Source organism: Pseudomonas gebzensis, from assembly GCF_034427815.1.
GTDB lineage: Bacteria > Pseudomonadota > Gammaproteobacteria > Pseudomonadales > Pseudomonadaceae > Aquipseudomonas.
The window spans coordinates 1-24,358 of sequence record NZ_JAXQNS010000005.1 but is presented as its reverse complement, the minus strand read 5'-3'; the positions used below and the strand labels follow the sequence as shown (position 1 = coordinate 24,358).

Below are 24,358 nucleotides of genomic sequence, written 5' to 3'. Positions count from 1 at the left end.
CAGTGCATGGACGACTCAGACTACCTGCGCCTGCTCACCATCCAGGCCGAACAAGCCAATGCCTTTCTTTCCAATGCCCGCAAATGGGAGCGTGAGCGTTGGGTCTGCCAGCGCCTGCTGCAAGGGTTGAACATTCCTTATCGAAACGAAGATTTCAGCCCGGCCAATCAAGAACCACCAGACGTGCTGTTCCATGACGCCGCCTTCGAGGTGTTTTTCGTACTCGATGAAGGCCGCCGCCTGAACGATGAATGGCGCGAGGAACTGCAGCGTCGTCGCAGTGCTTTTTCCCTGGCTCAACTGGTTCGCCGCGAAGCGCGCCCGCGGCGCATCAGTGCACAGGAACTGCTGGCACGGCTGGCCCCGACGCTGCGCAAAAAGGCGCACAACTATGTAGAGCGCGGCCTGGATCTGGGCGAGCTCGATATCATCGCCTTCGCCAGCCTGAAGCGCGAAGTGCTCGATCTGAACAGTCATTTCCCGCCCCCCACCGAGTACCTGCGTCAGGGCTGGCGCTCGCTTTCGCTGGTCGGACCGACCTTCGCCCGCGTGCTGTTCGCCCATCCGGATGCACCCGATTTCCTGCGCAGCAACCTGGGGCGCAGCATCGTTTTCGACGTGGGCATCAGCCTTTGAGCGCAGGCAGCACGGGATAGATTGCCACGTCGCGGTTGAAAGGCATTATCATCCAGCCACTGCGAGAACGCTGTGGCGTTTGTGCAGTCCTATGCGTCTATCCACGGCCCATCGTGAACAGCTCTGACGATCAGCGTCGCGTCGCTGAGTACCTGCAAGCGCCCCACTCTCGTGTCGAGCGCAGGCCGTTCCGGCCTTGGTTGCGCCTGATTTGGGAGTCGCGGCGGGGGTTGCCTTGGGCGTGATCAGCCGTCTGTTGAGTGGACTGGTGCTATGAGCTGCCTCGCGCTCGCCCTCCCCTCACCTGAAACAGACACGGGCCCGGCAGGCCAAGAATTTTTCAACCTTACGAGATCTCCTCATGACTCATCGCATCGTGATCGTCGGCGGCGGCGCTGGCGGCCTGGAACTGGCGACCCGCCTGGGCAAAGGCCTGGGCAAGCGCAAGCAGGCCGAAGTGACCTTGGTCGACGCCAACCTGACCCATATCTGGAAGCCCCTGCTGCATGAGGTGGCCGCCGGCTCCCTGAACTCCTCGGACGACGAGCTCAACTACGTCGCCCAGGCCAAATGGAACCACTTCAATTTCCAGCTCGGCCGCATGAGCGGCCTGGACCGCCACAGCAAGATGATCCAGCTTGCCGCCACCCTGGACGAAGAAGGCCGCGAGCTACTGCCGGCGCGTACGCTGGGCTACGACACACTGGTGATCGCCGTCGGCAGCAACACCAATGACTTCGGCACCCTGGGCGCCGCGCAGCATTGCCTGTTTCTCGACACCCGCAAGCAGGCCGAGCGTTTCCACCAGCAACTGCTCAACCACTATCTGCGCGCCCATGCGGGCGATGTGGCCAGCGAAAAGATCAGCGTGGCCATCGTCGGCGCGGGCGCCACGGGCGTGGAACTGGCGGCCGAGCTGCACCACGCTGCCCATGAGCTGGCGGCCTATGGCCTGGACAGCATCCAGCCGCAAGACATGCACATCACCCTCATCGAAGCCGGCCCACGTGTGCTGCCCGCGCTGCCCGAACGCATCAGCAAGCCGGTGCACCGCACCCTGGAAAAACTCGGTGTTACGGTGATGACCGGCGCGTCGGTCAGCGAAGTGACGGCCGACAGCCTCAAGACCAGTAACGGCGAGGTCATTCAGGCGAGCTTGAAGGTGTGGGCGGCGGGTATTCGTGCGCCGGCGTTCCTCAAAGGCATCGATGGCCTGGAAAGCAACCGCATCAACCAGTTGGTAGTGCGCCCTACCCTGCAGACCACCCTTGACGATGACATCTTCGCCTTCGGCGACTGCGCGGCCTGCCCGCAGCCGGACAGCGATCGCACCGTGCCGCCGCGCGCGCAAGCTGCACACCAGCAGGCGTCGATGCTGGTAAAGAGCCTGACCGCGCGCCTTGAGAACAAGCCGCTGCCGACCTACGTGTACAAGGACTACGGCTCGCTGGTGTCGCTGTCGCGCTTCACTGCGGTGGGCAACCTGATGGGCAACCTGATGGGCAGCGTGAAGCTGGAAGGCTGGCTGGCGCGGATGTTTTACGTGTCGCTGTACCGCATGCACCAAGTGGCGCTGTACGGTTTCTTGCGCACAGCGTTGATGATGCTGGGCAGCAAGATCGGCCGGGGCACCGAGCCGCGGCTCAAGTTGCATTGAGGGTGATGCCTGCGCGGCTTGCCACGAGCCGCGCAGGCTGGCCATGGCCAAGCGCTCGTTCGTCGTGACGAGCCTTCGAGACAAGGGGCGTAGCCCGCCTACTTTTACCGCCCACGCATGATTTTCGAACGCATACGAAAAAGCCCGCCATTAAGGCGGGCTTCTTCACATTTTCGGCTAACAAGCGACTTGTACATCGCTTCATCGTCTTGAAAATGGTGGGTCGTGTAGGATTCGAACCTACGACCAATTGGTTAAAAGCCAACTGCTCTACCAACTGAGCTAACGACCCGGAAAATGGTCGGGGTGAGGGGATTCGAACTCCTGACATCCTGCTCCCAAAGCAGGCGCGCTACCGGACTGCGCTACACCCCGAAATTGGCTCCGCGACCTGGACTCGAACCAGGGACCCAATGATTAACAGTCATTTGCTCTACCGACTGAGCTATCGCGGAACTGAACTTCGTACAACTTTTCCGTAAAACTTTACAACTTCGAAGACTGAGTAAGCTTCAAAATCATCGGCTTGCGCTTTCGCGTTGTTGCCTCTGATGGTGCGCTATTCTACATCCTTCGTTTTGCTTGTCAACCCCCAATTTGCTTTCAAGTGACTGATTTGCAAATTGTTTTCAGATCATCGATACCGCTGCTGATCTGCTTAGTGCCTGACAACGCGGCGTATATTAGGGTGAGCTTTTGTCCATTGCAAGCAGAAATTTCAAATTTCTCAACATGTTATCGATGAGGCCCGAAAACCGGCGTGTTAGGCGCCTGCCACGCTCCCCAGGCAGGGCTAAATGACACCCATGCGAATAAAAAAAGCCCGGTGCGGACGACGATCCGCACCGAGCTTTAACCTCGAACCCACCGATGATCACTCGAAACGGATGCCCTCTCCCTCTGCTTTGCCGGTAATCGCGGTACCCGGCAGGAACTGGCCCGACAGAATCAACTGCGCCAACGGGTTTTCGATCCAGCGCTGAATGGCCCGTTTCAGCGGCCGCGCGCCATAGACGGGGTCGTAACCCACCGCAATCAGCTTGTCGACCGCTTCAGGCTCCAGGTTCAGCGAGAGTTCGCGCTCGGCCAGGCGACTGCGCAGGCGCCCCAACTGAATCTCGGTGATTCCGGCAATCTGTTCGCGGCCAAGGGGTTCGAACACCACCACTTCGTCGATCCGGTTGATGAACTCGGGACGGAAATGCGCGCTCACCGCGTCCATCACGGCGGCGTGCTGAGCATCGCGGTCACCGACCAGCTCCTGGATCTGCGCCGAGCCCAGGTTCGAGGTCATCACGATTACCGTATTGCGAAAATCCACGGTACGCCCGTGGCTGTCCGTCAGACGGCCGTCTTCGAGCACTTGCAGCAACACGTTGAAGACATCCGGGTGCGCTTTCTCTACCTCATCGAGCAGCACCACCGAATAGGGTTTGCGACGCACCGCCTCGGTCAGGTAGCCGCCCTCTTCGTACCCCACATAGCCCGGCGGCGCACCAATCAGGCGAGCGACCGAATGCTTCTCCATGAACTCGGACATGTCGATACGCACCATGGCCTCTTCGGTATCGAACAGGAATTCGGCCAGCGCCTTGCACAGCTCCGTCTTGCCGACCCCGGTCGGGCCGAGGAACATGAATGAACCGCTGGGCCGATTGGGATCGGACAACCCGGCACGCGAGCGACGCACTGCGTTGGCCACAGCGATCACTGCCTCTTCCTGGCCGATGACCCGCTCATGCAGCAAGCCTTCCATCTTCAACAGCTTGTCGCGCTCGCCTTCGAGCATTTTGGACACTGGAATGCCGGTCCACTTGGAGACCACTTCGGCAATTTCTTCCTCGGTGACTTTATTGCGCAGCAGCTGATTCTCGGTCTTGCCATGCTGATCGACCATCTGCAGGCTGCGTTCAAGATCGGGAATCACCCCGTACTGCAGTTCGGCCATGCGGCTGAGATCACCCTTGCGGCGCGCGGCCTCCAGCTCTTGCCGGGCCTGTTCGATTTTTTGCTGAATCTGCGCAGAGCCCTGCACCTCGGCCTTCTCCGATGCCCAGATTTCTTCCAGATCGGAATATTCGCGCTCGAGCCGTTCGATTTCTTCGGTGAGTTTTTCCAGGCGCTTCTTGGCCGGCTCGTCTTGCTCTTTCTTCAGCGCCTGAGACTCGACTTTCAGCTGGATCAAGCGCCGATCGAGGCGATCGAGCACTTCGGGCTTGGAGTCGATCTCCATGCGAATTCGGCTGGCGGCTTCGTCGATCAGGTCGATGGCTTTGTCTGGCAGCTGGCGATCAGTGATATAGCGGTGGCTGAGCTTGGCCGCGGCGATGATTGCACCGTCGGTGATGGCCACTTTGTGGTGCAGTTCATAGCGCTCTTTCAGGCCACGCAGGATAGCGATGGTGTCTTCCTCGCTGGGCTCCTCGACCAAGACCTTCTGGAAACGGCGCTCCAGGGCCGCGTCCTTCTCGATGTACTGGCGGTACTCGTTCAAGGTGGTGGCGCCGACACAGTGCAACTCGCCCCGGGCCAGAGCCGGTTTCAGCATATTACCGGCGTCCATGGCGCCCTCGCCCTTGCCGGCGCCGACCATGGTATGCAGCTCGTCGATGAACAGGATGATCTGGCCTTCCTGCTTGGACAGCTCGTTGAGCAAGCCCTTGAGCCGCTCTTCGAATTCACCGCGGTACTTGGCACCGGCGATCAGCGCGCCCATGTCCAGCGCCAGCAAACGCTTGCCTTTGAGACCATCGGGCACTTCGCCATTGATGATGCGCTGGGCCAGGCCCTCGGCGATCGCCGTCTTACCGACGCCGGGCTCACCGATCAGCACCGGGTTGTTCTTGGTGCGCCGCTGCAATACCTGAATGGTACGACGGATCTCGTCGTCCCGACCGATGACCGGGTCGAGCTTGCCTTCCTCGGCGCGCTTGGTCAGGTCGACCGTGTATTTGTCGAGCGCCTGGCGTGATTCTTCCGCGTTGGCATCGTTCACGGCTGCGCCGCCGCGCAGGTTGTTGATGGCGTTTTCCAACGCCTTCTTGCTCACGCCCTGGCTGAGCAGCAGCTTGCCCAGCTTGCTGTTTTCATCCATGCCGGCCAGCAGCACCAGCTCGCTGGAGATGAACTGGTCACCGCGCTGTTGCGCAAGACGATCCGCCTGATTGAGCAGGCGCGCCAAGTCTTGCGACATATTCACGTCGCCGGTGGGATTCTGGATTTTCGGCAGTTGATCAAGGGCTGCGACCAGGGCCTGGCGCAGCGCGGTGACGTCAAAACCCACCTGCATCAGCAACGGTTTGATCGAACCGCCTTGCTGATCGATCAGCGCCTGCAATAAATGCAGCGGCTCGATGGCGGGCTGGTCCATGCCCACGGCCAAGGATTGAGCGTCGGATAACGCGAGTTGTAACTTGCTGGTCAAACGGTCTATGCGCATGGAGATACCTTCCTGAATAAGGGCAGGCCGGAGCGATGGACACACCTGATGGAGAAACCTGCCAGAGATAACCAATAGATGAGGCTGATTCTGGAAGATTCAAGCGTAGCGGGGTTGATGCAGATCAGCGCGGCTGGAGCCAGACCAAGGATGCGAAGCGGCCACCTTGCGGCGTACGGCGATAGGAGAAGAAACGCGGGTCGGACACGGTACACAGACCGCCGCCATAGACCGCCCTCACACCGCAACTGGCAAGGCAGATGCGCGCCAACGCGTAGATGTCGGCCAGCAACTTACCGGGCTGGGCACCAGGCACGAACGCGGTGCAGGCTTCCGGATGCTGCGCGGTGAAGGCCTCGCGCACTTCCAGACCGACCTCGAAGGCTTGCGCGCCGATGGCCGGGCCAAGCCAGACCAGCACCTCGTCAGCGGGCACAGCCAAGGCTTGAAGCGTGGCTTCCAACACCCCGGCGGCAAGCCCGCGCCAACCCGCATGGGCCGCAGCCACACGCGTGCCGGCGCGGTCACAGAACAGCACGGGCAGGCAATCGGCGGTCATCGCAGTGCAGGCAATGCCGGGCGTTGCCGTCCAGCAGGCATCGGCTTGAGGGACATGCACCGGGTCGGCGTGCGCAACGTCAACGCCGTGCACCTGTTTGAGCCAGGCCGGACGCACGCCCAGCGCCTCGCTCAAACGTCGGCGGTTCTCGGCAACCGCCAGCGGCACATCGCCGACATGGTCACCCAGATTGAAGGTGTCGTACGGCGGCAAGCTGACGCCGCCCTCACGGGTTGTGACACAGGCGCCCACCGTGGCCGGGGCTGGCCAGTCAGGGAAAAGCAGCGCCTGGGCCAGGGGTGTCATCCGATGAAATCGCTGCGGTCTTGCTTGAGCAACGACAGCAACCAGACGAAGTCATCCGGCAGCGGCGCTTCCCAGCCGATGGTCTTGCCCGTGGCCGGGTGGATCAACTTCAGGAAGCGTGCGTGCAGGGCCTGGCGTGGGAACGTCTTCAGTGCATCGACCAAGGACGGGCTGGCCGCAGGCGGAATACGGAAACGACCGCCGTAGGTCGGGTCACCGATCAACGGGAAGTTGACGTGGGCCATGTGTACGCGGATCTGGTGGGTACGGCCGGTTTCAAGCTTCACCCGCACGTGGGTGTGCAGGCGGAAACGCTCGAGCACCCGGTAGTGGCTGATGGCAGGCTTGCCGCCATCGGTCACCGCCATGCGCTGGCGCTGGCCACCGTGCCGGCCAATGGGCGCGTCAATCTTGCCGCCTGCCGTGACCACGCCGAGCACGATGCATTCATAGACGCGGCTGACGCTGCGCGACTGCAACTGATCGACGAGGTTGGTCTGCGCCTGCAGGGTCTTGGCGACCACCATCAGACCGGTGGTGTCTTTGTCGAGGCGGTGAACGATGCCGGCGCGGGGCACATTGATGATGTCAGGCACATGGTGCAGCAGGGCATTGAGCAAAGTGCCGTCGGCATGGCCTGCCGCCGGATGGACCACCAGCCCGGCCGGCTTGTTGATCACCAGGATGTGCTCGTCTTCGTAGACGATGTCGAGCTCGATGTCCTGAGCCTCCCATTCACCCTGGGCTTCATGCTCGGCCTCAAGGACCAGAACTGACCCGCCATGGACGGTATCACGCGGCCGCAGCACCGCGCCGTCGACCGTCAGACGGCCATCCTTGATCCACGACGACAGGCGCGAACGCGAGTACTCGTCGAACAAATGGGCGGCGACCTGGTCGAGGCGTTGGCCCCCCAGTTCGGACGGGACTTCTGCGCTAAGTTGGATGATCTCGGACATGCTCGATTCAGCGGGCGTACAGCCTTTGGTTTCGGCTGCGTGCTTGTGGTTAAATACGGCTTCTTTTGCCCCGGGTCTTTCCGGGGGCGCTCATCATAACAGGACGGCACCGCCCAAGACAGCGGCCGTCAAAGGGACGCAAGCCGCCATGCAAGTGAAACACCTGCTGCTGATCGCCATCCTCGGACTCACTGCTGCCTGTTCCTCGAACAAGGAAGTCATTGATGAGAACCTCAGCGAAGCCGAACTGTACCAGCAGGCGCAAGCTGACCTGGACAACCACAGCTATACCAGCGCTACCAACAAGTTGAAGGCGCTGGAGTCGCGTTATCCGTTCGGTCGCTATGCCGATCAGGCACAGCTCGAGCTGATCTACGCGAACTACAAGAACTCCGAGCCCGAAGCTGCCAAATCGGCTGCCGAGCGCTTCATCCGCCTGCATCCGCAGCATCCGAACGTCGATTACGCCTATTACCTCAAGGGCCTGACCTCGTTCGATCAGGACCGTGGCCTGGTGGCGCGTTTCCTGCCGCTGGACATGACCAAGCGTGATCCGGGCGCCGCACGCGACTCCTACAACGAGTTCGCGCAGCTCACCAGCCGTTTCCCCAACAGCCGTTATTCGCCCGATGCCAAGCAGCGCATGATCTACCTGCGCAACCTGCTGGCCGCGTACGAAATCCATGTGGCTGACTACTACCTGACCCGCGACGCTTACGTCGCTGCCGCCAACCGTGGCCGCTACGTGGTGGAAAACTTCCAGGAAACGCCGTCGGTCGGCGATGGCCTGGCGATCATGGTCGAGTCGTACCAGAAGATGCACCTTGATGATCTGGCGGCCACCAGCCTGGAAACCCTGAAGCTCAACTACCCTGACCATCCGAGCCTGGTCGACGGCAAGTTCGAGGCAAAAGAGAAGGAGTCCGATGGTCGCTCCTGGCTGTCCAAAGCGACGCTCGGCCTGATCGAGACCGATACACCGTTGCCGCCTGGCGAAACCCGCGCGAACCAGGACGTGGTCAAGCAGTTCCAGGATGCTCGCGACGATATCCCGCGCGAGCTGCTGCCCAAGGACGAAAACGGTGACCCGATCGCGCCGGCCGGCCCCAAGGATGCTGACAGCGACCGCTCGTGGTTCAGCTACGCCACCTTCGGGCTGTTCGACTGATCACGCACTGAAACAAGAAGGGAGGCGCAGGCCTCCCTTTTTCATTGGCGCAGCCCTAGCCTACCCTCTCCCACTCTGACAAGCCGGACACCATGATTCGTCTCCTGTTCTGGATCGCCCTGATCGCCGCCGTCTTCTGGCTGTGGCGCAAGTTCAAGATCAGCCAGCAAGCACCTGGTCAACATCACCTGAATGACCCATTGCGCATGGTCCGTTGCGCCCATTGCGGCGTGCACCTGCCCAATGATCGTGCCTTGCAGCGCACGGGCCAGTGGTATTGCAGCCAGCAGCATCTTGAACAGGGCCCCGCTCAGCACTCGTGACCCGGGCGTGGTGTGCACGCCTGGGCGCGGAGCCGCTTAGCCCAGGCGCCCGGCAGGTGCGTAAGGTGTCGGGTCGATGATGGGCGGTGTGCCCGTCAGCAGATCGCAGAAGAGCTGGCACGACGCCGGCGCCAACACCAGCCCGTTGCGAAAGTGTCCGCAGTTGAGCCAAAGGCCTTCGTGCCCAGGCACTGGCCCGATGTAAGGCACACCCTCCGGTGACCCGGGCCGCAGGCCGGCCCAGTGCCCCACCACACGCGCGTCTTCCAGTGCTGGCAACAGGTCGATCGCCGAAGCCGTCAGGCTGGCTAACGCATGCGCGGTGGGTTGTTTGTCAAAACCGACGTGCTCAAGGGTGCTGCCCACCAGAATATGGCCGTCTCGCCGCGGGATAGCGTAACGCCCGTTAGCCAGCACCATGCTCGGCAGGTAGTCTTCGGCGCACTTGAACAGGATCATCTGGCCTTTGACCGGCTGTACGGGCAGCTCGAGGTCTAGCGTGCGCAGCAAGTCACCGCTCCACGCCCCCGCGCTCAACACCACATCGTCTGCTGCCAGCAGCCCGTCGCCGGTGTGTACGCCCGTCACTCGCCCGGCCTGATGTTCGAATCCGCTGATCGGGCAATGCTCGCGCACTGTCACGTTGGGCAATGCGTGCAATGCCGCCTTGAGAGACTTCACCAACCGCGGGTTACGCACATTCGCCACACCGGGCATGTGAATCGCCTGCGCAAAGCCCGGCCCCAGAGCCTTGACCGCGCCGTAGACGCTGGCGATATCCACCTCCACCAGTGGTCGTCGTTGTTGCTCGGCCCAGGCCAGGGCATCAGCCTGGTCGTCCAGGTCGAGCCAATACAGGCCCGTGGTGTGGACCTCTGGGTCGATACCGGTCGAGGCCAGTAGCCGCTCGGCCAACTGCGGGTAGAAATCCTGCGACCAGTGCGCCAATGCCGTCACTGCCGGACTGTAGCGCCAGGGGTACAACGGCGAGACGATCCCGCCGCCTGCCCAGGACGACTCCCGACCCACCTCGCCCTGGTCACAGACGGTCACATGCCCGACTTTCGCCGCCAGGTTGAACGCGGTCAGCAGACCAATGACACCACCGCCGACAACTACTACTCGTTTGCTCATTGATTCATCCAACACGTGAAATGATCCGCGGCGCGTGTGGCACCCTTTCAGCTTCCCCAACAGGCCTGTGAGTCGTCCAGACTATTCGGATTGCGACGCGCGCCTGTGTGCTCAAGCTCGAAATCGCCGCAGTGGTCATCCGCCATCATTGTGTGCAGGCGCCGCGTGCCGACCAGCGTGAAGCGTGTGCCCTCGCGCCGGGCGCGCAGGTGGTAATAAGCGCTACCGATCGGCAATGACGCGTGCTGCTGGTCCGTGTCGGCGTAGCCACCACTCACGACACGGTGCCGTTCCAGGCGCTGCGCCGCGTCGTGCAGCTGACCGACAATCTCGCTTCGTGCGGCGCGGCGCAGCGACTCTTGATAGCTGGGGTAGGCAATGGCCGCCAGCATGCCGGTCACCGCCAGGACAATCAATAATTCGATCATGCTCAAACCCTGCTGCATATCATCCTTCCTTGAATCGCTGCCGCCAGAGAATTCGCCGAGGCGCCCCGATACCACTGGCCGCCACCGCATACACAGCTTCAAGCACCTGCCGGGCCGCCCGTTGCTCGCTGACGACGGTGATGCGAAACAACCGTACCGACTCACCTGCCGGGACATGGGCTGCACGCTCAGTGAGCCCCAGGTTCTGCACCATGAAGTAGCCGCAGGCGTTGCGTTGCCAGGGGCCATCGAGCGCGTGCGGCCTGGGTGGCGGCAGGCAGCCTTCGCACTCGGGCAGGCTGTCGGGCAGCTGCGAGGCGGCTTCGAGCAAGGCCGCCTCGGCCTGCTCGAAGGCCTGCACGCTACGCAGCAAATGACCGGACAACCGCGTTTCCAGCAGGGCATCACGCAGCGCCGAGGCAGCCAGCATCCCCAACAACAGGCTGAGCACCAGGCACATCAGCATGACCACCCCGCGCTGATGCTTCATGGCAGCGCCATCGGGTTGCGCAACGCGACGCTCAACGTATGGCGTTGGGTGATTTTCCACTGCGGCTCGTACAGGTCCAGCTGAAGGTCGATGCGTTGCTCATCCCCCCACACCACCTTCAATGCCTGGACATGATCGAGCAAGGTCTGTGAACTGCCAGCCCGTACCTGTCTGAGCTCGGCGCCGAGCAGTCGGTACTCCAGGCGGCTGATGGGCAATGCCATCTGGCCCGCAGGTGCTACCACGCGCCCTTTGCGCACCTGGGCCTGCCGGTGGCAGTCGGTCAGCAGTGTCCACTGAGCGGCGCCCGCGTGGCCGGGAAGCTCGGCAACGATCAGGCTGAGACTGTCACCTCGAACGATCACCGGGCGTGCAAACTCGGCGTCCGCCGTGGCGTCAGGAAAGTCCTCTGGCAACAGGCGCAGGCAGCCGAACATCCCGGCCATACGGATATCCTGTGCGATGCGCTTGAGCGCCAACCGCGCATCACCTTGCAACTGCTGCGCGGCGCCTTGCAGTTGCCAGGACTGATAGACCGACACGAACACCTGGCTGGAGCCCGCCAACACCAACAGCCCCAGCGCCATCGCCAGCAGCGCTTCAATCAGGCTGAACCCTGCCTGCGTACCGCTCATGGCGCCAACCTGCCCGGCACATCGATGCTCATCGGATCGCCGCCAGACGCGCCGGGCCATTGCACCTGCACCTGGTGCCCTCCTCCCACCTGGCGCACCCACCCATGGGCGTGCGCACCGAGTGCTGCCTTGAGTTGCATCTGCCACGCCAGCTCATGCTGGGTGGTCAATGTTTGCGCCGCCCGCCCCACCTCTAGCACGCTCTGCGCCAGCCAGACCGCCTGGCTGTGCTGGCGCGCCTGCTCGCTGGCCTGCAAGGCACGCAACTGCAGACCGGCTGCGCCCAGCAGACCTGCCGCCATGAGGCCCAGGCTCAGCGACACCTCGACCAACGTCACCCCACGCTCACGTGCTTGCATCCCTGCTCTCCCTGAGACATTTCCCTCTGCACTCCGCTACTTGCCCCGACTGACGCAATGCCCGCCAAGCGCGATGCTGAAGAAAAGCACGGGTCTGAGGAAAAGCACGGTGAAGCAACACGGCGCAACACTGATTCAAGTGCTCTTGGCGCTGGCGTTGGTCGGTGTGCTTACACAGCTTGGCGTACCGGCCTACACAGGCATCAGGACTGATTTACACCTGGCCGCTACAGCCCGCGAACTCGCTCAGGCCTTGCGCTACGCGCGCAACCAGGCCGTGCTGCTGGAGCAGCCCGTTCAGGTCAGGGCAATCAATCAAGACTGGTCGCACGGCTGGCACGTGCTGGGGGAAGAGCAGCTGCTGCGCGAGCATCGGCCAGGGCAGCCGTTGAAAATCGTCAGCAATGGCGGCAGCCAGGTGACGTTCAGCGCACTGGGCGTGCCACTGGGCCGGGGGGCTGCGTTGTATGCGGCGACGCTGCATGTGTGCCCGCAGGGTCAGGCGGTCAGCGCACACCAAGTGGTGATTGCCAGCAGAGGTCGCATCAGTCTGCGCACCCAGGCTCAGCCCGAGCCCAGATGCGCAGTGACGCCATGATCAGAGCAGTGACTTGACGCGCAACTCTTTGGGCATGGAGAACGTAACGTTCTCCGCACGCCCATCGAGCTCCTGAGCGGGGGTTGCACCCCAGGCCTTGAGCTGGTCGATAACGCCCCGCACCAGTACCTCAGGTGCCGAGGCCCCGGCGGTGATTCCGATCCGCGCGACACCGTCGAACCAGCTCTGCTGCAGGTCTTCGGCGCCGTCGATCAGGTAGGCCGGCGTGCCCATGCGCTCTGCCAATTCGCGCAGGCGATTGGAGTTCGAGCTGTTGGGGCTGCCGACCACCAGCACCACATCGCTTTCATCGGCCAGCTGCTTCACCGCATCCTGACGGTTCTGGGTGGCGTAGCAGATGTCGTCCTTGCGCGGCCCGCCGATCGCGGGGAAGCGCGTGCGCAGCGCGTCGATGACGCGACTGGTGTCGTCCATCGACAACGTGGTCTGGGTCACGAAGGCCAGGTTCTGAGGATCACGCACCTGCAACTGCGCGACGTCATCTTCGTCTTCGACGAGGTAGATGGCGCCACCATTGCTGGCATCGTACTGCCCCATGGTGCCTTCGACTTCCGGATGACCTTCATGGCCGATCAGAATGCACTCACGGCCGTCCCGGCTGTACTTGGCCACCTCGATGTGCACCTTGGTCACCAGCGGGCACGTCGCGTCGAACACTTTCAAGCCGCGGCCTTCAGCCTCCTGACGCACGGCCTGCGAGACGCCGTGGGCACTGAAGATGACGATGACATCGTTCGGCACCTGATCGAGTTCTTCAACGAACACCGCGCCGCGGCTACGCAAATCTTCGACCACGAACTTGTTGTGCACCACTTCATGGCGCACATAGATCGGTGGACCGAAAACCTCGAGGGCACGGTTGACGATCTCTATCGCCCGATCGACCCCGGCACAGAAGCCGCGGGGGTTGGCGAGTTTGATTTGCATGCTCGGCTCCAGCCTTAGAGGGCCTTCACCTCGAGGATTTCCACCTCGAAGTTCAGGATCTTGCCAGCCAGTGGATGATTGAAATCAATCGTCACCTGCTGGTCGTCGAATGCCTTGACCACACCCGGTAGCTCGGCGTTGGCGGCATCATTGAAAATGACCAGCAACCCATCGGACAGCTCCATGTCACTGAATTGCGAGCGTGGCATGACCTGCACATTCTGCGGATTGGGCTGACCGAAGGCGTTTTCCGGCGCGATCGTGAGGGTGCGTCGATCGCCGGCCTTGAAGCCGAACAGCGCCATTTCAAAACCTGGCAGCAGGCTGCCATCACCCACTTTGAAAGTGGCCGGGGTCTTGTTGAAGGTGCTGTCGACCGTGTCGCCGTTTTCCAGGTGCAAGGCAAAATTCAGCGTAACTTCGGTGTTCTGGCTGATGCGGGTCTCAGTCATGGACAGGCTCCTCGGACTTCTTGCTCTTGAACATATCCAGCGCCAGCATCACTGCACCGATGCAGATCGCGCAGTCTGCCAGGTTAAAGACCGGGAAACGCCAGGCGTCCTGCCAGTGCACGAAGATGAAATCGATCACGTGGCCATGGGCAATGCGATCGTAGAGATTGCCCAGTGCGCCACCCAGCACCAGCGCCAGAGCGATGGCCAGCCAGGTGTCGCTGCGCCCCAGGCGCTTGAGCCAGACCACCAGGATGCCGCTGACCACGACGGCGATTGCCGCGAACAGCCAACGCTGCCAGCCGGCGCTGTCGGAGAGGAAGCTGAACGCAGCACCGGTGTTATAGGCCAGCAGCCAGCTGAGCAGCCCGGGGATCACGCTGATCTCACGGCCATCGGCCAGGGCACTGTCAAAATAGAGCTTGGTGGCCTGGTCCAGGACCAGGACCGCCAAGGTCAGCCACAACCAGGCCAGGCGCCCGAACCGCCCTGTGTTGGGGTTAGGCATAGTGACGTACCTCGCCCGAGCCACACAGGTTGTCGACACAACGACTGCAGATTTCCGGGTGCTCCGGGTGGCTGCCGACGTCTGCGCGGAAGTGCCAGCAACGGCCACACTTGGTGTAGCCGGACTTGACCACCGTCAGCTTCAAGCCTTCGACTTCGGTTGCCACTGCCTCGGCAGGGGCCTGGGCAAACGGCGCAACACTGGCGGCGGAGGTAATCAGCACAAAGCGCAACTCATCACCCAGCTTGCCCAGATCCGCTGCAACAGCGTCTTCGGCGAACAACGTGACTTCGGCCTGCAGGTTGCCGCCAATGACCTTGGCCGCACGCTGGTTCTCCAGCTCCTTGTTGACCGCCGCCTTGACCGCCATCACGCGGTCCCAGTAGGCACGATCCAGCTCGAAACCTTCCGGCAGCTCGGACAGGCCTTCGTACCAGGTGTTGAGCATGACCGACTCGTTACGCTCGCCCGGCAGGTACTGCCACAGCTCGTCGGCGGTGAACGCCAGGATCGGCGCGATCCAGCGCACCAGCGCTTCACTGATATGGTACAGCGCGGTCTGGCACGAGCGGCGCGCGACACTGTTGGCGCCGGTGGTGTACTGGCGGTCCTTGATGATGTCGAGGTAGAAGCCGCCCAGCTCCTGCACGCAGAAGTTGTGAATCTTCGAGTAGACGTTCCAGAAGCGGTATTCGCCGTAGTGCTCCTGCAACTCGCGCTGCAGCAACAGGGTACGGTCCACGGCCCAGCGATCCAGCGCCAGCATGTCTTGGGCAGGCAGCAGGTCACGTGCAGGGTCGAAACCCGACAGGTTGGAAAGCAGGAAACGCGCGGTGTTGCGAATACGTCGGTAGGCGTCGGCGCTACGCTGGAGGATCTGCTCGGAGACGGCCATCTCACCCGAGTAGTCGGTGGCCGACACCCACAAGCGCATGATGTCGGCACCCAGGGTGTCGTTGACCTTCTGCGGCTCGATGGTATTGCCCAGCGACTTGGACATCTTGCGGCCGTTCTCGTCCACGGTGAAGCCGTGGGTCAGCAGCTCGCGGTACGGTGCATGACCATCGATGGCGCAACCGGTCAGCAAGGATGAGTGGAACCACCCACGGTGCTGGTCGGAACCTTCCAGGTAAAGGTCAGCGCGCGGGCCGGTGGCATGACCGATGTCATGGGAGCCGCGCAGCACGTGCCAGTGCGTGGTACCGGAATCGAACCAGACGTCCAGGGTGTCGGTGATCTTGTCGTACTGGTCGGCTTCGCTGCCCAGCAGGTCGGCGGCGTCCAGTTTGAACCAGGCTTCGATACCGGCTTGCTCGACGCGCTTGGCCACTTCTTCCATCAGCTCTACGGTGCGTGGGTGCAGCTCACCGGTCTGCTTGTCGAGGAAGAACGGAATGGGCACGCCCCAGTTGCGCTGGCGCGAGATGCACCAGTCAGGGCGCGTGGCGATCATCGAGTGCAGGCGCGCCTGCCCCCATGCCGGGACGAACTTGGTCTGCTCGATGGCAGCCAGCGCCCGCTCACGCAGCGGCGTGCCGGTGCTGGGCTGCTTGTCCATGCCGACGAACCACTGCGCGGTGGCGCGGTAGATCAGCGGGCTCTTGTGACGCCAGCAATGCATATAGCTGTGGGTGATGGTTTCGGTGTGCAGCAGGGCATCGACTTCACGCAGTTTGTCGATGATCGCCGGGCCGACCTTGAACACGAACTGGCCCCCGAAGAACTCCAGCGACGGCGCGTATACGCCATTGCTTTGCACGGGCGTGAGGATTTCATCGTTGTGCATGCCATAACGCTTGCAGGTGATGAAGTCGTCTTCGCCATAGGACGGCGAGGTGTGCACGATCCCGGTGCCCGCGCCCAGTTCGACGTAGTCGGCCAGGTACACCGGCGACTGACGATCGTAGAACGGGTGACGGAAATTGATCAGCTCAAGCGAAGCGCCTTTGGCGGTGGCGATGACGGTGCCTTCGCGGCCGTAGCGCTGCAGGCAGGCGTGCACCAGCTCTTCTGCCAATACCAGCAGACGATCACCGATGTCGACCAGGGCATAGGTGAAGTCAGCGTGCACGCTCAGGCCCTGGTTGGCCGGGATGGTCCATGGCGTAGTGGTCCAGATCACCATGGCCGCAGGCTTGGGCAGCTCGGCCAGGCCAAAGGCGGATGCCAGCTTGGCGGCATCGGCCGGGTCGATGGGGAACGCCACATCGAGGGTCTGGGACTGCTTGTCGGCGTACTCGACTTCGGCTTCAGCCAGCGCCGAGCCGCAATCGAAGCACCAGTTCACGGGTTTGAGGCCCTTGAACACGAAACCCTGCTTGACCATCTCGGCCAGGGCACGGATTTCCCCGGCCTCGTTGGCAAAGTTCATGGTCTTGTAGGGGTTGTCCCACTCCCCCAGCACACCCAGACGGATGAACTCGGTCTTCTGCCCCTCGATCTGCTCGGCAGCATACTCGCGGCACAGCTCGCGGGTCCGGTCGGCAGACAGGTGCTTGCCGTGGGTGACCTCGACCTTGTGCTCGATCGGCAGCCCATGGCAGTCCCAACCCGGCACGTACGGCGCATCGAAACCGGACAGGGTCTTGGAGCGGATGATCATGTCCTTGAGAATCTTGTTCAGCGCATGACCGATGTGAATCTTGCCGTTGGCATAGGGAGGACCGTCGTGCAGGACGAACTTCGGACGATCCTTGCCAATCTCGCGCAGCTTCCGGTACAGGCCAATGCTGTCCCAGCGCTGCAGAATCTGCGGTTCGCGCTGAGGCAGGCCGGCCTTCATGGGGAAGGCGGTGTCCGGTAGGTTTAGCGTGGCTTTGTAGTCGGTCATTTCAGGCTCTTGGTTAGCGGTTGAGCGTGCCAATGGGCACGTGCGGCGGCGATGTCCGCGTCGATCGCCGACTTGAGCGCCTCCAGCGAGGCAAAACGCTGCTCTTCACGCAGCTTGTGATGAAATTGCACGGCCAGGCGTTGGTCGTAGAGATCGCCTGTGTAGTCCAGCAGATGGATCTCCAGGTGCGGTCGACCATCACCCGCCACGCTGGGGCGTACGCCGATATTGGCGATACCGGGCCAGCGCTGGCCGTCGATCTCGGCACTGGTGAGGTATACCCCCGACAGCGGTACCCGGCGGCGCTTGAGCTGGACATTGGCAGTGGGCGTGCCGAGCTGGCGGGCCAGCTTTTGGCCGTGAAGCACGCGACCGCAGATACGATAAGGCCGTCCGAGAAGGTGTTCGGCCAAGGCAAAGCCGCCCTCGGCCAACGCTTTGCGAACCTGGGTGCTGCTGACACGCAGCCCCTCCTGCATGACGGTCTGTGCGGCCTCGACGGTAAAGCCGTGGCGCCGTCCGGCGTCGGTCAGATAAGCGAAATCCCCGGCCCGGTCGCAACCGAAACGGAAATCGTCGCCGACCTCCAGATGCCGTACCTGCAGACCGTTGACCATGATCGCATCGACGAATTCGCTGGCGCTGAGGGTACTCAGGTGCTGGTTGAACGCCAGGCACAGGACTTGATCGACGCCCTCATCGGCCAACAGCTCGATCTTGTCGCGCAAACGCGCAAGCCGCGCCGGGGCTGTGTCGGGGGCAAAGTATTCGCGTGGCTGTGGCTCGAATATCACGACGCAGGTGGGCAGGCCCAGCGCCTGTCCGCGCTCACGCAGACGCGCCAGGATCGCCTGGTGGCCGCGGTGGACCCCGTCGAAATTGCCAATGGTGGCGACACAGCCCCGATGCTCAGGGCGCAGGTTGTGAAGACCTCGGACCAGCTGCATAGCGCGCTTCTTGCTCATAAAGTGGTCGATTATAACCACACCCGGGCGCTGACGACAGGCAGCAGTGTCCGGCTGTGGCATTGCTGAAAGAAAACCGACGCCTGGCGCTCACAGCGCATCAATGCAGCGACTTGCGGGCAAATTGAGCCGGGCGTAGTCCACACAGTAATAAGCAGCCGAAGTAAGTCACTACGCCAGCGAGAATCAGCCCGCCCAAGCGTAGGAATCGTTCCAGCATGTCACCTTGCGCCCAGGCCGGCATGTAATGCATGCCCAGCAGCAGTACGCCAGACATCAATAGCACTGCGACCACCAGCTTGGCCAGAAAGCCTGCCCAGCCTGGTTGCGGCTCGAACAGCTCGAGACGACGCAATCGCCAGTACAGCAGGCCGGCATTGAGGCAAGCACCGATACTGATGGCCAGGGCCAGCCCCGCATGCTTGAACGGCCCGATCAGCACCAGGTTCAGCAGTTGAGTGGATATGAGGGTGAAGATGGCGATCTTCACCGGGGTGCGAATGTTCTGCTGCGCATAAAAGCCTGGCGCCAGCACCTTCACCAGGATAATCGCCAGCAGGCCGATGGAGTACGCCACCAGGGCCCGTTGAGTCATGGCCGCATCGAACGCGGTGAACTTGCCATATTGGAAGAGCGTGACTGTCAGCGGTTCGGCAAGAATGGCCAGCGCCAGCGTGCACGGCAGCACCAGCAGGAAGCACAGGCGCAGGCCCCAGTCGAGGATACGCGAGTATTCCTGACGGTCGCGATTGGCATAGGTCTTGGCCAAGGTCGGCAGCAGAATAGTGCCCAGCGCGACACCCAGCACCCCGGAAGGCAACTCCATCAAGCGGTCGGCGTAATACATCCACGACACCGACCCTGCAACCAGGAACGACGCAAAGATCGTGTTGATGATCAGGGAAATCTGACTGACCGATACCCCGAGAATCGCGGGCAGCATCTGCCGCAGCACGCGCCAGACGCCACTGTCGCGCAGGTTGAGCCGCGGTAGAACCAACATGCCGATGCGCCTGAGCGCCGGCAACTGATACAGCAGCTGCGCCAGACCGCCCGCCAGTACGCCCCAGCCCAACGCCATGATCGGCGGATCGAAATAGGGCGTGAGGAACAGCGCAAAGATGATCATCGCCACGTTTAGCAAGGTCGGCGTGAACGCCGGCACCGAGAAGCGGTTCCAGGTATTGAGGATCGCCCCCACCAGCGACGACAGCGAGATCAGCAATATATAAGGAAACGTCACGCGCAATAGCGCGCTGGTCAGCTCGTATTTCTCAGCACTGTCGACAAAGCCTGGCGCGGTGACCCACACGACCCAGGGCGCCGCCAGGATGCCCAGTACGGTCACCACTGCCAGGACCAGCGTCAGCAGCCCGCTGACATAGGCGATGAAGGTCCGCGTGGCTTCTTCGCCCTGCTGCGTCTTGTATTCCGCAAGGATGGGCACGAAGGCCTGCGAGAATGCACCCTCGGCAAAAATTCGGCGCAACAGGTTGGGCAGCTTGAAAGCGATGAAAAAGGCATCGGTCGCGACGCCTGCACCGAATACACGTGCCAGGATGGTGTCGCGAACAAAGCCCAGGACACGGGAAATCATGGTGATGGAACTGACCGCAGCCAGAGATCTGAGCAGGTTCATGGAAAAGTTTGCGCCAAGGGACGAGGAGCGCTGCCAGTTGGCGCTCGAATGTGCGATACTCCCGCGCTCTTCGCAGGGGAGCTAAATTTCCCGAGTTTACAGGTAGCGGCGCAGAATGGAATCCACTCCTTCCGTACCCTTGCCACTCAGCGGAGCCCTGCATATGGCCTTGACAACCGATGAACTCATCGGCATGATTCGCGGCCTTATTTGCTTGTCATTTATCCAAAAAGTCTTTCGAGGAGCTCGACGGTGGCCAACTCACCTTCCGCCAAGAAACGTGCAAAACAGGCTGAGAAGCGTCGCAGCCACAACGCCAGCCTGCGTTCCATGGTCCGTACCTACATCAAAAACGTAGTTAAGGCCATCGACGCTAAAGATGCCGAAAAAGCACAATCGGCTTACACCCTGGCTGTGCCCGTCATCGACCGTATGGCCGATAAAGGCATCATCCACAAGAACAAAGCTGCTCGCCATAAAGGCCGTCTGAATGCGCACATCAAGGCGCTGAAAGAAGTCGCTGCTGCTTAAGCGAAGCACTTGTTCATAAAAAACCGACCTTAGGGTCGGTTTTTTGTTGCCTGCGAATTAGCACGTTGAGCCACCACAGTCAGACCGCGCAGTCCGACCATAGTGTGCATGGCTTATTTAGCCAACGGGATCTTAGGCGCCCATTCCAGCCATTGGTCATCCGGTTTGTCGAACAACGCGAAGGTCTGCTTGGGCCGCGCAGGGTTACCCATCTGATCGCCTTCAGGGGTGGCAAATGCGATTCCACCATCGATCAAGGTTTCTACCGACTCAGTGCGCAAGCTCACGCCCTTGAGCAATCCCCAATCAACGCCAAACCCACTGCTGTTCCAGAACCGACTCCCCCCCCTTACCAGCGATGCATATTTGGGCTCGATCAGCACGTGGATCAGTACACGGTCAGCGCTCTGGCCTAGTTCATAGCCGGTCACTTTGCCTACCGTGACCTCTCGATAGGTCACCGGCACACCGGGCTTGATCGAACCACGGCGGGCGGCACTCAACGTCAAGGGCAAGCCCGTTTCAGGCTCGGTTACCTCGGGAGCCGCCGCGAGGGCAATGAAGTCGCGCTGAGGCGCTTGCACTCTCGCGGCAGGTTTGACTTCCAGGTACTGACCGCTGATCAGCGTATCCAGGTTCTCGGTACGCACCAGACCCAATGCCGGCTTGACCACCCAGAACTGCGTGCCTGCCCTTGCGATACGCTCGGGCACCTCGGTGATGCGAGCGCGCAACAAGACCGCCTGCAGATCAGCGGTGAGGTCGACACTCTCGATATTCCCGACTTCCAACCCACGGAAGCGAATCGATGTACCCGGCTTGAGACCATCAGCCCTGTCTACCCGAATAGTGATCAATGTGCCTGCGCGATTGGCCGCTTCCTGGCTTTCGTGCAACTGAAAACGCGGGATACGTCTTTTCAATTTCACGTTGGCCTGTGGCGTATCGAACGTGATGCCACCCGCCAGCAGCGTCTGCAAGGACTCACTCTGGACCTTGATACCGGACAAACCACCGGTAAGCGTGATGCCGCTCGAGTTCCAAAAGCGCGTAGAGCCATTGACCAGATTTTCGTACTCTTTCTCGATGTGTACACCAATGAGAATCCGTTTGCTGTCACGGGCGAACTGGTAGCTCTGCACGTTGCCCACCTTCACTTGGCGATACATGACAGGGCTACCCACCTCGACCGAACCCAGGCGGTCGGCAAACAGCACCAGGTGCAAGCCCGGCGCCTTCAGATCCAGCGGCGGCGCTTTGGCCCGAGCCTCGAACTCTCGTAATGGAGCCGCCCCTTTGTCCCCAGGGCGAATCGCTATGTAGTTACCTTTGACCAGCGCTTCCAGGCCGGTGATACCTGCCAGTGAGATCGACGGCTTAACTACCCAGAACTGTGTCCCCGCTACCAGGAAATCCTCAGCCAGCGGGTCCATGGTCAATTCGGCAATGGCGCTGGACAAATCTTCTTCGATCTTCAGCGTCTTCAGCGATCCGACCTGAATGCCCTTGTACATCACTGGGGTGCGACCCGCCTGCAGGCCTTCAAAGTCACTGAGCTTGAGTTTGATGCGGATCCCCGCCTGAGCGGCGTCGAAGTCTTCGTAGAGCCGGAAGGGCAAATTGGGGTCGGTTGGCGGGCTGTCTTTGCGATGCTCGGGCGTGGCGAACGCAATCCCACCTGCAACGATGCTGGCTAGAGATTCGGTGCGGACTTTTACACCCGATAGATCAGCATTGATGCTGACCCCACTCGCGTTCCAGAACCGCGTATGTTTGCGCACCAGATTGGCGTAAGCCGGCTGGATGAATACTTTGATTTCGACCAGATCCTGATCTTCGGACAGTCGATAGCTCTTTACCCGACCTACCTGGATCTGCTTATAGAACACTGGACTGTCACGATTGAGCGAACCCAGCCGTTCAGCCTTGAGCGTCAGATGCAGCCCAGGTTCGTTATCCGATAACGGCGGCGCCTCCGAAAGCGCGGTGAAACGCTTGGCGGCCTCCCCCTTGCCAGGATCTATGGCGATATAGTTGCCGGAGACCAAGGTTTCCAAGCCGGAAATACCAGCAATGGTCACGCTGGGTTTGACCAGCCAGAACCGTGTACCCGTGGTCAGGTGATCCTGCGCGGCCCGGTTCATCTCGATGGTAGCAATCACCCCGGTGTTGCGGCCTTCATCGTCAAGCACCAGAGACTTGACCTTGCCCACCGACATGCCTTTGTACATCACCTCTGTTTTATTGGCGACGATACCTTCGCCTGTCTTGAAGCGAACTTCGACCTCGACGCCAGCGTCACGGTAGGCCTGAAAGGCCAACCAGCCACCGATGAAAAGTGCGATGAGCGGGAGAATCCAAATGGCCGACCAGTTTGAAGCAGGGCGGGTTTTAGCCGTGGGCAAGTCACTCATGGTCGTCATCCGACTCCGTGTTATCCCAGATCAGTCGGGGATCGAAAGTTAACGCTGCAAACATGGTCAGGATTACTACTGTCGCAAAAGCAACAGCGCCTAGATTCGCTTCGACACTGGCAATACGCCCGAAATTCACCACTGCTACCAGAATGGCGATGACGAAGATGTCCAGCATCGACCAGCGTCCTATGAATTCGATGAAGCGGTACATCCAGATCCGTTGCCGCGCAGACAAGGGCTGATGGCGCTGTACTGAATACAGCAGCAAGGCGATACCAATCAACTTGAAGGTCGGCACTAGAATACTCGCCACGAACACGACCCCGGCGATAGGCACCATACCGTGCTTCATCAAGGTAATGACGCCGGACATGATGGTATCGGGCGTACCCTGCCCCAAGCTACTGACCGTCATGATCGGCAACAGGTTGGCGGGTATATACAGAATCATCGCAGTGAACAGCAACGCCCAGGTTCGAACGATGCTGTTGGGACGCCGATCATGCACGACCGCACCGCAACGCGTACACGCCTGAACGCGCGCGTTTTCGCACCTGCGGTTGAGCTGATGGCACTCGTTGCACACCACAATACCTGCATCAATCGCCCGCATGAACGTCCTCTCCGGAAAGCGCGACCCAGACCTGATGAGGTGACATCACCACCTCCAACCACACCTGGACTAGCAATAACGCCACAAAACAGGCCAACCCCAGGCCGACGGTCAGCTGCGCCATGTCCACCAACTTCACGATCGCTACCAACACGCCCATCAAGTACACCTCGAGCATTCCCCAATCACGCACATGGTGGTAGATCCGGTAGATGAAAAGACCGTAGCTGCGGCCTACATCAAAACGGATGCTTAGCAGCACGAGCAGCTGACACACGAGCTTGAGTAGCGGAATCGCCATGCTGCACAGAAAGACGACTGCTGCGATGCCACGCATATCGGACTCATACAGACCTGCCACTCCGCTCCATACCGTGTCATAGGAGGTCTGCCCCAAGAGATGGAGCTGCATGATGGGCAGAAAGTTGGCGGGGATGAAGAGCACCAGAGCAGTGATCACCAGCGCCAGGCTGCGACTCACAACGTTGTGTCGATGCGCATACAACTCGTAACCACAACGGGGACATTGCGCCTTTTCGTTCTGTTTCAGCACAGGTTTGCGCATCAACAGATCGCACTCATGGCAGGCATCGAGCTCACCCAACGGCAGGCCTTGCAGCGGTTGCGGATCAGCGGAGTCAGGCATGGTCAGCTTCTGAGGAGTGGGTCGGCACCATTGTAATGCTCAGAACACGCCTAGGGGGAAATGACTCCCTCTGGCTAACGGATAAACGCCGCCCAAAGACAAAACCCCTACCTGCGTG

Annotated in this window: 23 protein-coding genes, 3 tRNA genes and 1 pseudogene; 7 read left to right on the top strand and 20 right to left on the bottom strand. The window is 61.2% G+C overall.

Annotated features, from left to right (window positions below):
* The first annotated feature begins 6 nt into the window (after positions 1-6).
* The 3 genes and pseudogenes from SJI00_RS10960 (at position 7) to SJI00_RS10950 (ending at position 2,293) form a co-directional block, all read left to right on the top strand.
* Positions 7-636, top strand: a complete 630-nt coding sequence (locus tag SJI00_RS10960; RefSeq protein ID WP_322461743.1) for a DUF1780 domain-containing protein — start codon at positions 7-9, stop codon at positions 634-636.
* Positions 637-746: 110 nt separating this feature from the next.
* Positions 747-913, top strand: a pseudogene (locus SJI00_RS10955) (DUF3094 family protein).
* 84 nt (positions 914-997) lie between these two features.
* Positions 998-2,293, top strand: coding sequence for an NAD(P)/FAD-dependent oxidoreductase (locus SJI00_RS10950; RefSeq protein ID WP_322461742.1), 1,296 nt, complete (start codon positions 998-1,000; stop codon positions 2,291-2,293).
* Positions 2,294-2,509: 216 nt separating this feature from the next.
* Here the strand turns inward: SJI00_RS10950 and SJI00_RS10945 are convergent.
* From SJI00_RS10945 to rluD, 6 genes are all read right to left on the bottom strand, one after another.
* A tRNA-Lys gene (locus SJI00_RS10945) sits at positions 2,510-2,585 on the bottom strand.
* A gap of 6 nt (positions 2,586-2,591) precedes the next feature.
* A tRNA-Pro gene (locus tag SJI00_RS10940) sits at positions 2,592-2,668 on the bottom strand.
* A 4-nt stretch (positions 2,669-2,672) separates the two neighbouring features.
* A tRNA-Asn gene (locus SJI00_RS10935) sits at positions 2,673-2,748 on the bottom strand.
* Between the two features lie 419 nt (positions 2,749-3,167).
* Complete coding sequence (gene clpB / locus SJI00_RS10930) at positions 3,168-5,732, bottom strand: ATP-dependent chaperone ClpB (protein ID WP_322461741.1); 2,565 nt, start codon at positions 5,730-5,732, stop codon at positions 3,168-3,170.
* Between the two features lie 124 nt (positions 5,733-5,856).
* Positions 5,857-6,597 carry a peptidoglycan editing factor PgeF gene (pgeF, locus tag SJI00_RS10925; RefSeq protein WP_322461740.1) on the bottom strand — a complete coding sequence of 247 codons (741 nt, stop codon included), beginning with the start codon at positions 6,595-6,597 and terminating at the stop codon, positions 5,857-5,859.
* The gene (rluD, locus tag SJI00_RS10920; RefSeq protein ID WP_322461739.1) at positions 6,594-7,556 is read right to left on the bottom strand and encodes a 23S rRNA pseudouridine(1911/1915/1917) synthase RluD; all 963 of its coding nucleotides are present in this window, start codon (positions 7,554-7,556) and stop codon (positions 6,594-6,596) included. The genes pgeF and rluD overlap by 4 nt, the downstream gene beginning before the upstream one ends.
* A gap of 148 nt (positions 7,557-7,704) precedes the next feature.
* Between rluD and SJI00_RS10915 the strand changes: the two genes are divergently transcribed.
* Positions 7,705-8,724: an outer membrane protein assembly factor BamD gene (locus tag SJI00_RS10915; RefSeq protein ID WP_322461738.1), complete on the top strand. Its 1,020-nt coding sequence runs from the start codon at positions 7,705-7,707 to the stop codon at positions 8,722-8,724.
* Positions 8,725-8,816: 92 nt separating this feature from the next.
* Positions 8,817-9,047 (top strand): PP0621 family protein, encoded by a 231-nt coding sequence (locus SJI00_RS10910; RefSeq protein WP_322461737.1) that lies wholly within the window; start codon positions 8,817-8,819, stop codon positions 9,045-9,047.
* 36 nt (positions 9,048-9,083) lie between these two features.
* Here the strand turns inward: SJI00_RS10910 and thiO are convergent, their stop codons facing one another.
* From thiO to SJI00_RS10885, 5 genes are read right to left on the bottom strand one after another with little or no spacing between them, the layout of a single operon-like run.
* Positions 9,084-10,181: a glycine oxidase ThiO gene (thiO, locus tag SJI00_RS10905; protein WP_322461736.1), complete on the bottom strand. Its 1,098-nt coding sequence runs from the start codon at positions 10,179-10,181 to the stop codon at positions 9,084-9,086.
* Between the two features lie 47 nt (positions 10,182-10,228).
* Positions 10,229-10,627: a type IV pilin protein gene (locus SJI00_RS10900; protein WP_322461735.1), complete on the bottom strand. Its 399-nt coding sequence runs from the start codon at positions 10,625-10,627 to the stop codon at positions 10,229-10,231.
* Between the two features lies 1 nt (position 10,628).
* Positions 10,629-11,099, bottom strand: a complete 471-nt coding sequence (locus SJI00_RS10895; protein ID WP_322461734.1) for a hypothetical protein — start codon at positions 11,097-11,099, stop codon at positions 10,629-10,631.
* Positions 11,096-11,734, bottom strand: coding sequence for a PilW family protein (locus tag SJI00_RS10890; RefSeq protein WP_322461733.1), 639 nt, complete (start codon positions 11,732-11,734; stop codon positions 11,096-11,098). Before SJI00_RS10890 ends, SJI00_RS10895 begins: the two co-directional genes overlap by 4 nt.
* A complete protein-coding gene (locus tag SJI00_RS10885; protein ID WP_322461732.1) occupies positions 11,731-12,093 on the bottom strand; it encodes a hypothetical protein in 363 nt (120 codons plus the stop codon). The genes SJI00_RS10890 and SJI00_RS10885 overlap by 4 nt, the downstream gene beginning before the upstream one ends.
* 109 nt (positions 12,094-12,202) lie before the next feature.
* Here SJI00_RS10885 and SJI00_RS10880 point away from each other — a divergent pair, with 109 nt between their 5' ends.
* A complete protein-coding gene (locus SJI00_RS10880; protein WP_322461731.1) occupies positions 12,203-12,691 on the top strand; it encodes a GspH/FimT family protein in 489 nt (162 codons plus the stop codon).
* Here SJI00_RS10880 and ispH read toward each other — a convergent pair whose 3' ends face one another.
* The 6 genes from ispH to murJ all read right to left on the bottom strand — a co-directional run bounded on the left by ispH (position 12,692) and on the right by murJ (position 20,033).
* Positions 12,692-13,639 (bottom strand): 4-hydroxy-3-methylbut-2-enyl diphosphate reductase, encoded by a 948-nt coding sequence (ispH, locus tag SJI00_RS10875; RefSeq protein ID WP_322461730.1) that lies wholly within the window; start codon positions 13,637-13,639, stop codon positions 12,692-12,694. It lies immediately after the preceding gene.
* A 14-nt stretch (positions 13,640-13,653) separates the two neighbouring features.
* Positions 13,654-14,091 (bottom strand): FKBP-type peptidyl-prolyl cis-trans isomerase, encoded by a 438-nt coding sequence (fkpB, locus tag SJI00_RS10870; protein WP_322461729.1) that lies wholly within the window; start codon positions 14,089-14,091, stop codon positions 13,654-13,656.
* Positions 14,084-14,599, bottom strand: a complete 516-nt coding sequence (lspA, locus tag SJI00_RS10865; RefSeq protein ID WP_322461728.1) for a signal peptidase II — start codon at positions 14,597-14,599, stop codon at positions 14,084-14,086. The genes fkpB and lspA overlap by 8 nt, the downstream gene beginning before the upstream one ends.
* On the bottom strand, positions 14,592-17,429 hold the full coding sequence (ileS, locus tag SJI00_RS10860; protein ID WP_322461727.1) for an isoleucine--tRNA ligase: 2,838 nt from the start codon (positions 17,427-17,429) through the stop codon (positions 14,592-14,594). Before ileS ends, lspA begins: the two co-directional genes overlap by 8 nt.
* Positions 17,426-18,376, bottom strand: a complete 951-nt coding sequence (gene ribF, locus SJI00_RS10855) for a bifunctional riboflavin kinase/FAD synthetase (RefSeq protein ID WP_322461726.1) — start codon at positions 18,374-18,376, stop codon at positions 17,426-17,428. Before ribF ends, ileS begins: the two co-directional genes overlap by 4 nt.
* A gap of 118 nt (positions 18,377-18,494) precedes the next feature.
* Positions 18,495-20,033: a murein biosynthesis integral membrane protein MurJ gene (gene murJ, locus SJI00_RS10850; RefSeq protein WP_322461725.1), complete on the bottom strand. Its 1,539-nt coding sequence runs from the start codon at positions 20,031-20,033 to the stop codon at positions 18,495-18,497.
* 252 nt (positions 20,034-20,285) lie between these two features.
* Here murJ and rpsT point away from each other — a divergent pair, with 252 nt between their 5' ends.
* Complete coding sequence (gene rpsT, locus SJI00_RS10845; RefSeq protein ID WP_312936055.1) at positions 20,286-20,564, top strand: 30S ribosomal protein S20; 279 nt, start codon at positions 20,286-20,288, stop codon at positions 20,562-20,564.
* A gap of 113 nt (positions 20,565-20,677) precedes the next feature.
* Here the strand turns inward: rpsT and SJI00_RS10840 are convergent, their stop codons facing one another.
* From SJI00_RS10840 to SJI00_RS10830, 3 genes are read right to left on the bottom strand one after another with little or no spacing between them, the layout of a single operon-like run.
* Positions 20,678-22,978, bottom strand: coding sequence for a PqiB family protein (locus SJI00_RS10840; RefSeq protein ID WP_322461724.1), 2,301 nt, complete (start codon positions 22,976-22,978; stop codon positions 20,678-20,680).
* Positions 22,971-23,594, bottom strand: coding sequence for a paraquat-inducible protein A (locus SJI00_RS10835; RefSeq protein ID WP_322461723.1), 624 nt, complete (start codon positions 23,592-23,594; stop codon positions 22,971-22,973). The genes SJI00_RS10840 and SJI00_RS10835 overlap by 8 nt, the downstream gene beginning before the upstream one ends.
* On the bottom strand, positions 23,581-24,240 hold the full coding sequence (locus SJI00_RS10830; protein ID WP_322461722.1) for a paraquat-inducible protein A: 660 nt from the start codon (positions 24,238-24,240) through the stop codon (positions 23,581-23,583). Before SJI00_RS10830 ends, SJI00_RS10835 begins: the two co-directional genes overlap by 14 nt.
* Between the last annotated feature and the right edge of the window lie 118 nt (positions 24,241-24,358).